This is a genomic window from Stenotrophomonas sp., from assembly GCF_050737075.1.
Lineage (GTDB): Bacteria > Pseudomonadota > Gammaproteobacteria > Xanthomonadales > Xanthomonadaceae > Stenotrophomonas.
In genome coordinates this window covers 23,268-34,187 of the sequence record NZ_JBOHXV010000054.1, presented here as the reverse complement: position 1 = coordinate 34,187, position 10,920 = coordinate 23,268, and the positions used below count along the sequence as shown (strand labels likewise).

General features: G+C 67.3%; 14 protein-coding genes. 11 read left to right on the top strand and 3 right to left on the bottom strand.

The features are described 5' to 3' along the window. Positions 1-59 precede the first annotated feature (59 nt). The 3 genes from rpsR to ACREPD_RS13750 form a co-directional block, all read right to left on the bottom strand. A complete protein-coding gene (gene rpsR, locus ACREPD_RS13760) occupies positions 60-290 on the bottom strand; it encodes a 30S ribosomal protein S18 (RefSeq protein ID WP_002804494.1) in 231 nt (76 codons plus the stop codon). Positions 291-301: 11 nt separating this feature from the next. Then, on the bottom strand, positions 302-739 hold the full coding sequence (rpsF, locus tag ACREPD_RS13755; RefSeq protein WP_421571045.1) for a 30S ribosomal protein S6: 438 nt from the start codon (positions 737-739) through the stop codon (positions 302-304). Positions 740-906: 167 nt separating this feature from the next. Further along, a complete protein-coding gene (locus ACREPD_RS13750; RefSeq protein WP_421571043.1) occupies positions 907-1,245 on the bottom strand; it encodes a HesB/IscA family protein in 339 nt (112 codons plus the stop codon). Positions 1,246-1,374: 129 nt separating this feature from the next. On the opposite strand from ACREPD_RS13750, the gene asnS reads away from it, so the two are divergent. The 11 genes from asnS to ACREPD_RS13695 all read left to right on the top strand — a co-directional run bounded on the left by asnS (position 1,375) and on the right by ACREPD_RS13695 (position 10,865). Next, positions 1,375-2,769 carry an asparagine--tRNA ligase gene (asnS, locus tag ACREPD_RS13745; protein WP_431599835.1) on the top strand — a complete coding sequence of 465 codons (1,395 nt, stop codon included), beginning with the start codon at positions 1,375-1,377 and terminating at the stop codon, positions 2,767-2,769. A 25-nt stretch (positions 2,770-2,794) separates the two neighbouring features. Beyond that, positions 2,795-3,100 (top strand): hypothetical protein, encoded by a 306-nt coding sequence (locus ACREPD_RS13740; RefSeq protein WP_431599834.1) that lies wholly within the window; start codon positions 2,795-2,797, stop codon positions 3,098-3,100. Continuing rightward, a complete protein-coding gene (locus ACREPD_RS13735; protein WP_431599833.1) occupies positions 3,097-3,411 on the top strand; it encodes a hypothetical protein in 315 nt (104 codons plus the stop codon). Before ACREPD_RS13740 ends, ACREPD_RS13735 begins: the two co-directional genes overlap by 4 nt. Positions 3,412-3,417: 6 nt before the next feature. Continuing rightward, entirely contained in the window at positions 3,418-4,050 is a 633-nt protein-coding gene (locus ACREPD_RS13730) for an FMN-binding negative transcriptional regulator (protein WP_431599832.1), read from the top strand. Continuing rightward, complete coding sequence (gene can, locus ACREPD_RS13725) at positions 4,047-4,709, top strand: carbonate dehydratase (RefSeq protein WP_431599831.1); 663 nt, start codon at positions 4,047-4,049, stop codon at positions 4,707-4,709. Before ACREPD_RS13730 ends, can begins: the two co-directional genes overlap by 4 nt. Before the next feature lie 20 nt (positions 4,710-4,729). Next, the gene (locus ACREPD_RS13720; RefSeq protein WP_431599830.1) at positions 4,730-5,242 is read left to right on the top strand and encodes a 3-hydroxyanthranilate 3,4-dioxygenase; all 513 of its coding nucleotides are present in this window, start codon (positions 4,730-4,732) and stop codon (positions 5,240-5,242) included. Positions 5,243-5,366: 124 nt separating this feature from the next. Then, positions 5,367-6,644 carry a kynureninase gene (gene kynU, locus ACREPD_RS13715; protein ID WP_431599829.1) on the top strand — a complete coding sequence of 426 codons (1,278 nt, stop codon included), beginning with the start codon at positions 5,367-5,369 and terminating at the stop codon, positions 6,642-6,644. Positions 6,645-6,675: 31 nt separating this feature from the next. Further along, positions 6,676-8,043: an FAD-dependent oxidoreductase gene (locus ACREPD_RS13710; RefSeq protein ID WP_431599828.1), complete on the top strand. Its 1,368-nt coding sequence runs from the start codon at positions 6,676-6,678 to the stop codon at positions 8,041-8,043. Beyond that, complete coding sequence (sbcB, locus tag ACREPD_RS13705; RefSeq protein WP_431599827.1) at positions 8,043-9,482, top strand: exodeoxyribonuclease I; 1,440 nt, start codon at positions 8,043-8,045, stop codon at positions 9,480-9,482. Before ACREPD_RS13710 ends, sbcB begins: the two co-directional genes overlap by 1 nt. After that, positions 9,479-10,165 carry a DUF2461 domain-containing protein gene (locus ACREPD_RS13700; RefSeq protein WP_431599826.1) on the top strand — a complete coding sequence of 229 codons (687 nt, stop codon included), beginning with the start codon at positions 9,479-9,481 and terminating at the stop codon, positions 10,163-10,165. The genes sbcB and ACREPD_RS13700 overlap by 4 nt, the downstream gene beginning before the upstream one ends. A gap of 160 nt (positions 10,166-10,325) precedes the next feature. After that, on the top strand, positions 10,326-10,865 hold the full coding sequence (locus ACREPD_RS13695) for a DUF2939 domain-containing protein (protein WP_431599825.1): 540 nt from the start codon (positions 10,326-10,328) through the stop codon (positions 10,863-10,865). Positions 10,866-10,920: the final 55 nt, after the last annotated feature.

Below are 10,920 nucleotides of genomic sequence, written 5' to 3'. Positions count from 1 at the left end.
GCCGTAAGGCGCGGGCGGTCGAGACTACGAAAGGGGCGGCCAGCAGCCGCCCGCCTTCATCAGACGTCGTGGTTGTCGGTGTACGGGATCAGGGCCAGGAAACGGGCGCGCTTGACGGCCGTTGCCAGCTGGCGCTGGTACTTCGACTTGGTACCGGTCACGCGGCTCGGCACGATCTTGCCGTTCTCGGTGAGGTACTGGCGCAGGGTGTTGAGATCCTTGTAGTCGATCTCCTTCACACCTTCGGCCGTGAACTTGCAGAACTTGCGGCGACGGAAGAACTTGGACATGTCAGTGCTCCTTAAGCGGCCGAAGCGGCGTCATCGCCGGCATCGGTGTCAGCGGCGGGGGTGGTTTCGCCTTCTTCGTCATCACGACGACGACGCTCACCGCGCTCGGGCTTGTCGCCCTTCTCGTCCTTGCTCTTCATGATCAGCGACTGCTCGGTGTCCGCGCCCGGGCGCAGGACGACCAGGTTGCGCAGCACTGCATCGTTGAACTTGAAGCTTTCGGTCAGTTCGGCCAGCACGGCCTGATCCACTTCGATGTTCATCAGCACGTAATGTGCCTTGACCAGGTTCTGGATCGGGTAAGCCAGCTGACGACGGCCCCAGTCTTCCAGGCGGTGGATGGTGCCGTTACCGGTTTCGACCAGCGACTTGTAGCGCTCGATCATGGCCGGGACCTGTTCGCTCTGGTCCGGGTGGACCATGAACACGACTTCGTAATGACGACTCATGTGTTGTTACCTTTCGGATGTGGCCCTTGTGGGGCCGGACAGCTCCCCGCAGGTGAACGCGGTGGAGCAAGGGTCCTGCCAGATTCAGGCAGGAAGCCGCGCATTGTGGCAGCAAATGGACGCCCCGGCAAGCTGGGCCGGGGCTGCGGGGCCCGACGGCGCCCGCTTCAGGCCTTGTCGGCCTCGGTGGTGAAGCTCTCACCGCAGCCGCATTCGGCCGTGGCATTCGGGTTCCTGAACGTGAACGTCTCGCTCAGGCCCTGCTTGCCGAAGTCGATTTCGGTGCCGTCGACCAGCCCCAGGCTGTCGGCGTCGACGTAGATGCGCACGCCGTCCTGCTCGAACACGGTGTCGCCCGGGCGTTCATCCCGGGCCAGGTCGGTGATGTGGCCCCAGCCGGAGCAGCCGGTGCGGGTCACGCCGAAACGCAGGCCCAGCGCGCCAGGGGTCTGGGCGACGAACTTCTGCACGCGGGTAAAGGCAACAGGGGTAAGGCTTACGGCCATGACAGGCAACTCCAGCGGATCAGTCACATTATAGGTCTACGGCCCAGTCAGAAATGCCTCGCAAGCAGAACGCTGCAACCGTTAAACTCCTCGTTCAGAGATCGAGTCGATCAACAGAGGATTCAAGTCATGACGGTGGTCAGCGTTGAACATGCGCTTGCCGGGAAGATCCCGGAAGGCGGCGAGGCAACAGTACGGGGCTGGGTGCGCACGGTGCGCGGCTCGGCGGCGCTTGCCTTCGTCAATGTCACCGACGGCTCCTGTTTCGCCCCCATCCAGGTGGTGGCCAATGACACCCTGGGCAACTTCGACGAGATCAAGGCGCTCACCCCGGGCTGCTCGGTCATCGCCCGCGGCACCCTGGTGAAATCGCAGGGCAAGGGCCAGTCGTTCGAAATCCAGGCCAGCGACATCGAGATCGTCGGCCTGGTCGAAGACCCGCTGACCTACCCGATCCAGCCCAAGCCGATGAGCGCCGAGTTCCTGCGTGAAGTGGCGCACCTGCGCCCGCGCACCAACCTGTTCGGCGCGGTCACCCGCATCCGCAACTGCCTGTCCCAGGCCGTGCACCGGTTCTTCCACCAGAACGGGTTCAACTGGATCAGCACCCCGATCATCACTACCTCCGACGCCGAAGGCGCCGGGCAGATGTTCCGCGTCTCCACCCTGGACATGGCCAACCTGCCGCGCAACGCACAGGGCGAGGTCGACTTCGGCCGCGACTTCTTCGGCAAGGAAACCTTCCTGACCGTGTCCGGCCAGCTCAACGTCGAGGCCTACTGCCTGGCGCTGAGCAAGGTGTACACCTTCGGCCCGACCTTCCGCGCCGAGAACTCCAACACCACCCGCCACCTGGCGGAGTTCTGGATGATCGAGCCGGAAATCGCCTTCGCCGACCTGGCCGAAGACGCGCGCCTGGCCGAGCAGTTCCTGAAGTACCTGTTCCGCGCGGTGCTCGACGAGCGCGGCGACGACCTGGCCTTCCTGGCCGAGCGCGTGGACAAGAACGCGATCAAGAAGCTGGAAGACTTCATCAACGCCCCGTTCGAGCAGATCGACTACAGCGAGGCGGTGCGGCTGCTGCAGAAGGCCGACAAGAAGTTCGACTTCCCGGTCGAGTGGGGCCTGGACCTGCAGACCGAACACGAGCGCTGGCTGACCGAGGAACACATCGGCCGCCCGGTGGTGGTGACCAACTACCCCGAGCACATCAAGGCGTTCTACATGCGCCTCAACGACGACGGCAAGACCGTCGCGGCGATGGACGTACTGGCCCCGGGCATCGGCGAGATCATCGGCGGCAGCCAGCGCGAAGAGCGCCTGGACGTGCTGGACGCGCGCATGGCGCAGTTCGGCCTGGACCCGGCGCACTACGGCTGGTACCGCGATTTCCGCCGCTACGGTTCGGTGCCGCACGCCGGTTTCGGCCTGGGCTTCGAGCGCCTGGTGGTGTACGTGTGCGGGCTGGGCAACATCCGCGACGCGATCCCCTACCCGCGCGCGCCCGGCAGCGCCGAGTTCTGATCCCGACCCCGGAGGCACGCACCCCATGACCCTGTTCCTCGCGCTGTGTTTCGTTGGCGTGGCGATCGCCGGGTTCAGTGCCTTCGTGATCTTCTGGCCGCTGACGCTGGTGCATATCCGCGACCGCCACCCTGCCCTGGCCCACCGCTTCGGCAGTGGTGCCTTCCTGCGCCCGGATGCGCTGCGCTGGCTGCTGGGCCGCGATTACCGCGACACCCCCGACCGTTCGCTGTCGGGGCTGGCCACGCCGGCCTGGCTGTCGCTGCTCACCCTGCTGGCCGGACTGGGCATGGCCGCCCTGCTCTGGCTGCTTTCGATGGTACTGACATGAACGACATCACCGCCCACCACGACCAGTGGTTCCTCGCCAGCCTGGGCAACACGCTGATCTGGGCACGCCTGCGGATTCGTCCCGGCGGCACCGCCGAAGTGCTGGACAGCGATGGCAACACGCTCAGCTACGACAGCGAAGACACCGCCCGCTCGCAGCTGTTCGACGCCGAATTCGTTGCCTATGACGGCCTGGACGAGGAAGACGCCCTGATCCGCGGCTTCAGCCTGCACGAGGTGCGCCCGCCGCAGGCCGACCATGACGACCAGCTCAACGGGCGCATGGTGCAGAACCTGGGCGCGCGTGCCTGACCGGCGATGTTCATCCCGTCTGATTTCGTTGAGACCGACCTGACCTGGCTGGACCGGCTGCTGGCGCGCGATGCGTTCGTGAGCCTGGTCACCACCGGCAGCGACGGCCTGCCGCAGGTGACCCTGCTGCCGGTGGTGTACCGGCGCGACGGCGATGACATCCTGATCGAAGGGCACTGGGCCCGGCCCAACCCGCAGGCCGGCCACACCGGCCCGGCGCTCATCCTGGTGCACGGCCCACACGGCTACGTGTCGCCGGGCTGGTACCCGGACAAGGAAGCACAGGCGCGGGTGCCGACCTGGAACTACGCCGCCGCCGAGCTGCGCGGCACGCTGGAACCGGTGACCGATCCAGACGCACTGATCGACATGCTTGATCGGCTCAGCGCCAAGTACGAAGCCCAGGTCGGCGGCGACTGGGAACTGCTGCCGATCGAACCGCGCCAGCGCCGCATGCTGGCCGGCATCATCGGCTTCCGCTTCCGCGCCCAGACCGTGCAGATCAAGCTCAAGCTGAGCCAGAACCATCCCGAGGCCAACCAGCACAGCGTGATCGACGCGCTGTCGGCGCTCGACTCTCCCCCTTCGCATGAGCTGGCGCAGTGGATGCGCTGGAAACTAGAGGTACCGCAACGATGAAAGACATCCACAAGCTGCTGCAGAACAACCGCGACTGGGCCGACCGGATCGAGAAGGAAGATCCGGACTTCTTCCACCAGCTCGCCAAGCAGCAGCACCCGGAATACCTGTGGATCGGCTGCTCCGATTCGCGCGTGCCGGCCAACCAGATCATCGGCATGGCCCCGGGCGAGGTCTTCGTCCACCGCAACGTCGCCAACGTGGTGGTGCACACCGACCTCAACTGCCTGAGCGTGATCCAGTACGCGGTGGACCAGCTGAAGGTGAAGCACATCCTGATCGTGGGCCACTACGGCTGCGGCGGCGTGCATGCCAGCCTGAACAACACCCGCGTGGGCCTGGCCGACAACTGGCTGCGGCACGTGGGCGACGTGGCGCAGAAGCACGCGGCCATTCTCGATGCGATCGACGAGCCCGACCTGAAGCATGCGCGCCTGTGCGAGCTCAACGTGATCGAACAGGTGGTCAACGCCTGCCGCTCGACCATCGTGCAGGACGCCTGGGCCCGCGGCCAGAAGCTGATGGTGCACGGCTGGGTGTACAGCCTGAAGGACGGCCGGGTGCGCGAAATGGGCATCGATGTCGGCCAGCCCGAAGACCTGCAGCCCGCCTACGAGCAGGCGCTGTCGCATATTCCGCGCCGCGGCAAGCGCGACTGACCTTCCCCACGGACACGCCCATGCTCGCCTCCCCGATCAACCTGCTGGCCTGGATCGACGAGAACCGCCACCTGCTCAAGCCGCCGGTGGGCAACAAGATGATCGAGAACGGCGACTTCATCATCATGGTGGTGGGCGGGCCGAACAGCCGCACCGACTTCCATTACGACGAAGGCCCGGAGTGGTTCTACCAGCTGGAAGGCGAGATGCTGCTGAAGATCCAGGAAGACGGCGCGGTGCGCGACATTCCGATCCGCGCCGGCGAGATCTTCCTGCTGCCGGGCAAGGTGCCGCACTCCCCGCGCCGCCCGCCCGGCGGCGTCGGGCTGGTGGTCGAGCGCAAACGCCTGGCCCATGAGCAAGACGGCGTGATGTGGTTCTGCGAACGCTGCAACCACAAGCTGTACGAGGTGTATTTCACCCTCGAAAACATCGAAACCGACCTGCCGAAGGTATTCGCCGAATACCAGGCATCGCTGGACCTGCGCACGTGCGACGCATGCGGGCATGTGGACCCGCTGCCGGCCACCTGATTGCCGCGCCAACAGCAGCCAGGCATGGCCTGGCGCTACGGGTTTGCCCCCGCGCCTGTCGGATTCAGCCCATAGGCAGGACACACGGATAAACTGTCTATTCACAGACAGCCTCGATCACAAAATGTCCGAGCTCCTCAGTCGCACCCATGCCATCGCCCTGGACGCTGCCGACCCGCTGCGCACCCTGCGCGCCGAGTTCGTGTTCCCGCAGCACAACCACCGCGACCAGACCTACTTCGTCGGCAACTCGCTGGGGCTGCAGCCCCGCGCGGCCAAGGCCGCCGTGCAGGAGGTGATGGACAAGTGGGGCGCGCTGGCGGTGGAAGGCCACTTCACCGGCGAGACCCAGTGGCTGGGCTACCACCGCCTGGTCAATGCGCAGCTGGCCCGCCTCGTGGGCGCGCTGCCCAGCGAAGTGGTCGCCATGAACACCCTGAGCGTCAATCTGCACCTGATGATGGTGAGCTTCTACCGGCCCACCGCCGAACGGCCGGTGATCCTGATGGAGGCCGGCGCCTTCCCCACCGACCGCCACGCGGTGGAATCGCAGATCCGCTTCCACGGCCTGGACCCGGCCACCGCCCTGGTGGAAGTGCAGCCTGACGAGCCCAACGGCACCATTTCGCTGCAGGCCATCGAGCGCGCCATCGCCGAACACGGCCCGCGCCTGGCGTTGGTGCTCTGGCCCGGCGTGCAGTACCGCAGCGGCCAGGTGTTCGACCTGGACGCCATCACCCGCATGGCCCGCCTACAGGGCGCACGCGTCGGTTTCGACCTCGCCCACTCGGTCGGCAACGTGCCGCTGCAACTGCACGACATCGCGCCCGATTTCGCCGTGTGGTGCCACTACAAATACCTCAACAGCGGCCCGGGCGCCGTGGCCGGCTGCTTCGTGCACGAGCGCCACCACCGCGACGCCACCCTGCCGCGCTTCGCCGGCTGGTGGGGCCATGAGGAAGCCACCCGCTTCAAGATGGCCCCGCAGTTCGTGCCGGCGGTCGGCGCCGAAGGCTGGCAGCTGAGCAACCCGCCCGTGCTCGGCCTGGCCCCGCTGCGCGCGGCGCTGGATCTGGTCGACAAAGCCGGCGGCATCCAGGCCCTTCGCGACAAGTCGCTGCAGCTCACCCGCCTGCTCGATGCGCTGGTCCGCGCCCGCCTGCCCGGCGTGCTCGAGGTGCTCACCCCGAGCGAGCCGGAACGCCGTGGCTGCCAGCTGTCACTGCGTGTCGCGGGTGGCCGCGAGCGCGGCCGCAACCTGTTCGAATACCTGCAGACCGTGGGCGTGCTCGGCGACTGGCGCGAGCCTGATGTGATCCGCATCTCGCCGACCCCGCTGTACAACCGCTACCTTGACCTGCACCACTTCGTCGAGGAAGTGGAATCCTGGGCCGGACTGTGAGCCCTCCCCCCTTCCCTGCGCGGATCCGCTCTTGATCGCTACCCCCCACCGCTCCCTGAGCATCATCGGCGCGGGCCTGGCCGGCTCCCTGCTGGCCATCCTGCTGTCCCGCCAGGGCTGGCGCATCACCCTGTACGAACGCCGTGGCGACCCGCGCATCAGCGACTACGAGTCCGGCCGTTCCATCAACCTGGCCCTGGCCGAGCGCGGTCGCAACGCGCTGCGCCAGGCCGGAGTGGAAGAGGCGGTCATGGCCAAGGCGGTCATGATGCGCGGCCGCATGGTGCACCCGCGCCAGGGCGAGCCGCAGCTGCAGCGCTACGGCCGCGACGACAGCGAAGTGATCTGGTCGATCCACCGCAAGGACCTCAACACCACCCTGCTGCAGCTGGCCGAAGACGCCGGCGCGCAGGTGCACTTCCACCGCCGCCTGCACACCGTGGATTTCGATGCCGGCTACGCGCGCTTCATCGACGACCGCAACGACCACCCGCACGACATCCGCTTCGACACGCTGATCGGCGCCGACGGTGCCGGCTCGGCGCTGCGCGCGGCGATGAACCGCAAGCACCCGCTGGACGAGCGCATCGCCTTCCTCGACCACTCCTACAAGGAGCTGGAGATTCCGCCGACCGCGGACGGCGGCTTCCGCATCGAGGCCAACGCGCTGCACATCTGGCCGCGCGGCAATTACATGTGCATCGCGCTGCCCAATGACGAAGGCACCTTCACCGTCACCCTGTTCCTGCCCAACGAAGGCAACCCCAGTTTCGCCACCACCAACAGCGGTGCCGAAGCAGAGGCGCTGTTCGCGCGCGACTTCCCCGATGCACTGGCACTGATTCCGAACCTGCGCCGCGACTGGGAAGAGCACCCGCCCGGGCTGCTCGGCACCCTGCACCTGCGCCAATGGCACCTGCAGGGCCGTGCCGTACTGATCGGCGACGCCGCCCACGCCATGGTGCCGTTCCACGGCCAGGGCATGAACTGTGCGTTCGAGGACTGCGTCGCCCTGGCCGGCCACCTGCTGGAACAGGACAGCCTGGCCGAGGCGTTCGCCGCGTTCGAGCGCGACCGCAAGCCCAATGCCGAGGCGATCCAGCAGATGGCGCTGGAGAACTACCTGGAAATGCGCGACCGCGTGGCCGATCCGGCCTTCCTGCTGCAGCGCGAGCTGGAGCAGGCGCTGCAGGCGCGCTGGCCGACCCGCTTCGTGCCGCACTACACCATGGTCACCTTCCTGCACACGCCGTACGCGGTGGCACTGGAGCGCACCGAGCTGCAGCGGCGCATCCTGGAGGATGCCACCGCCGGCCACGACACGCTGGAGCACATCGACTGGGCTGCGCTGGAGCGCGTGGTGCATGCGCAATTGACCGTCCTGGAGGGCGCGCACTGATGGCCGACAGCTTCCTGTTCTACGACCTGGAAACCTTCGGCCAGGACCCGCGCCGCACCCGCGTGGCCCAGTTCGCCGCGATCCGCACCGATCATGACCTGAACATCGTCGACGAACCGGTGAGTTTCTACGTGAAGCCGGCCGACGACCTGCTGCCCTCGCCCATCGCCACGCTGATCACCGGCATCACCCCGCAGCATGCGGCGGCAGAAGGGGTGAGCGAGGCCGAGGCGTTCTCGCGCATCAACGACCTGATGGCGCGGCCGGGCACCTGCACGCTGGGCTACAACACGCTGCGCTTCGACGACGAGTTCGTCCGCCACGGCCTGTTCCGCAATTTCTTCGATCCCTACGAGCGCGAGTGGCGCAACGGCAATTCGCGCTGGGACCTGCTGGACATGCTGCGGCTGGTGCACGCGCTGCGCCCCGACGGCATCGTGTGGCCGCAACGCGAGGATGGCGCCACCTCGTTCAAACTCGAACACCTGGCCGTCGCCAATGACGTCCGCCAGGGCGACGCGCACGAGGCGCTGTCGGACGTGCACGCCACCATCGGCATGGCGCGGCTGTTCAAGCAGGCGCAGCCGCGGCTGTGGGACTACGCGCTGAAGCTGCGCGACAAGCGCTTCGTCGGCAGTCTGCTGGATGTGGACGCGATGCAGCCGGTGCTGCATGTGTCCATGCGTTACCCCGCCCAGCGCATGTGCGCCGCGCCGGTGCTGCCGATCGCGCGCCACCCGTACATCAACAACCGGGTCATCGCGCTGGACCTGGAAGGCGACATCGACGGCCTGCTCGCGCTGCCGGCCGAAACGCTGGCCGCGCGCCTGTACACGCGGGCGGCGGACCTGGCCGAGGGCGAGCAGCGGGTGCCGCTCAAGGAAGTGCACCTGAACAAGGTGCCGGCGCTGGTCGCCTGGAACCACCTGCGCCCGGCCGACCACGCCCGGATGGGCATCGACGTGGCACTGGTGGAAGCCAACGCCGCACGCGTGCGCGAGGCCGGCCCGGCGCTGGTCGAGAAGGTCCGCCAGGTGTACGGCGGCGAGCGCACGGCCACGGTCAGCGACGTGGACGCCTCGCTGTACGACGGCTTCCTGGCCGACGGCGACAAGGCCCTCATGACCCGCCTGCGCACCAGCCCGCCGTCCGAGCTGGCCGGCTTCGCCGAGCGGCTCAAGGACCCGCGCATGCCCGAGCTGCTGTTCCGCTACCGGGCGCGCAACCACCCGCAGACGCTGGATGCGGCCGAGCACGGGCGCTGGAACGACTACCGCCGGCAGCGCCTGCTGGGCGATGCGGCACTGGGCGAGCAGACCCTGCCCGAATTCCGCGCGCAGCTGGACGCCCTTGCCGTCGAACATGCCGCCGATCCCGCCAAGCTCGCCCTGCTGCAGCAGCTGGGCGACTGGGGCACCCAACTGGAGCAGAGCCTGTGAGCAGCTATTTCAGCCCCGCCAGTTTCACCTTCCTGCGTGGCCTGGCGCGCAACAACGACAAGACCTGGTTCAACGAGCACAAGGCGAAGTACGAGGAACATGTGCGGCAGCCGTTCCTGCGCCTGATCACCGACCTGCAGCCGGACCTGGCCGCCGTCAGCCCGCATTTCCGTTCCGATCCGCGCGGCGTGGGCGGCTCGCTGTTCCGCATCTACCGCGACGCGCGCTTCTCCAACGACAAGTCGCCGTACAAGAGCTGGCAGGGGGCGCGCCTGTTCCATGAGCGGCGCAAGCAGGTGCCGGCGCCGTCGTTCTACCTGCACCTGCAGCCGGGCGAGAGCTTCGTCGGCGCCGGCCTCTGGCACCCCGAGCCGGCTACCCAGCGCAAGGTGCGCCACTTCATCGTGGACAACCCCGGTGCCTGGAAGGCGGCCGCGCACGCGCCGGCGCTGCGGAAGAAGTTTGATTTCGAGGAAAGCGAGAAGCTGGTGCGTGCCCCGCGCGGGTTCGAGCCGGACTTCGAGTTCATCGACGATCTCAAGCACCGCAACTGGGTGTTCTGGCGTTCGCTGGACGATGCCACCATGACCGGGCCGAAGCTGCGCCAGACCCTGGCGAAGGATCTGGTGACGTTGGGGCCGTTCGTGGATTACCTGTGTGCGGCGTTGGATCTGGAGTTTTGAGGGTGGGGGTTGGCTGCGCAGCCACGCGACAGAATCACTTCCAGTGCCCGGCGGCAGGGCATCGGCGCGTGGCGACGCGTTCGTCAAATGGGCGCACGCCTGTCATGGGGCGCGGCGTCGCTCTACCCCGTCTTGACGCTTGCTGCGGCAAGCTGGCGCCATGAAGAAGTTGCTTCTGCTGCTGGGGCTGGTCGTGGTGCTGCTGGCCGGCTGGCTTATCAGCGGGCCCTACCTGACCCTGCGTGGCCTGGCCAACGCGGTTGAACAGCGCGACACCGCGCGGCTGGACCGCTACGTCGACTTCCCGATGCTGCGGGCCAACCTGCGCGCGCAGCTGGACGATTACATGGTGCGCCGCGCCGGCCCCGATGTGCAATCGAACCTGGTGGGTGCGCTTCTGCTTACTGCCGGCCAGCGCCTGAGCGGGACGGCGGTGGATGCGATGGTCACCCCGACCGGCATCGGCGCGCTGCTGGAAGGCCATACGCTGTGGAAGCGCGCCAGCAATGACCTGGAAAGCAACGACGCCTACGCGGCGCCCCGTGCGGCGCGGCCGCTGGAGGGCGCGAGCCACCGGTTCGAGTCCACGTCACGATTCACCGCCACCACCCACACGCCGCAGGGCGCGCCGGTGGTGTTCATCCTGCAGCGGCAGGGGTTGGTGTGGAAGTTGGTAAATATTGAATTGCCGTTGGATTGATCGGCGTCACGACCAACGGTCGTGGCCTACCGGCGATCTGTCACGACCAACGGTC

What these genes read in the sequence shown, in the direction of transcription:
- rpsR (WP_002804494.1), bottom strand. Translation starts at nt 290, where the DNA reads ATGTCCAAGTTCTTCCGTCGCCGCAAGTTCTGCAAGTTCACGGCCGAA.
- rpsF (WP_421571045.1), bottom strand. Translation starts at nt 739, where the DNA reads ATGAGTCGTCATTACGAAGTCGTGTTCATGGTCCACCCGGACCAGAGC.
- ACREPD_RS13750 (WP_421571043.1), bottom strand. Translation starts at nt 1,245, where the DNA reads ATGGCCGTAAGCCTTACCCCTGTTGCCTTTACCCGCGTGCAGAAGTTC.
- asnS (WP_431599835.1), top strand. Translation starts at nt 1,375, where the DNA reads ATGACGGTGGTCAGCGTTGAACATGCGCTTGCCGGGAAGATCCCGGAA.
- ACREPD_RS13740 (WP_431599834.1), top strand. Translation starts at nt 2,795, where the DNA reads ATGACCCTGTTCCTCGCGCTGTGTTTCGTTGGCGTGGCGATCGCCGGG.
- ACREPD_RS13735 (WP_431599833.1), top strand. Translation starts at nt 3,097, where the DNA reads ATGAACGACATCACCGCCCACCACGACCAGTGGTTCCTCGCCAGCCTG.
- ACREPD_RS13730 (WP_431599832.1), top strand. Translation starts at nt 3,418, where the DNA reads ATGTTCATCCCGTCTGATTTCGTTGAGACCGACCTGACCTGGCTGGAC.
- can (WP_431599831.1), top strand. Translation starts at nt 4,047, where the DNA reads ATGAAAGACATCCACAAGCTGCTGCAGAACAACCGCGACTGGGCCGAC.
- ACREPD_RS13720 (WP_431599830.1), top strand. Translation starts at nt 4,730, where the DNA reads ATGCTCGCCTCCCCGATCAACCTGCTGGCCTGGATCGACGAGAACCGC.
- kynU (WP_431599829.1), top strand. Translation starts at nt 5,367, where the DNA reads ATGTCCGAGCTCCTCAGTCGCACCCATGCCATCGCCCTGGACGCTGCC.
- sbcB (WP_431599827.1), top strand. Translation starts at nt 8,043, where the DNA reads ATGGCCGACAGCTTCCTGTTCTACGACCTGGAAACCTTCGGCCAGGAC.
- ACREPD_RS13695 (WP_431599825.1), top strand. Translation starts at nt 10,326, where the DNA reads ATGAAGAAGTTGCTTCTGCTGCTGGGGCTGGTCGTGGTGCTGCTGGCC.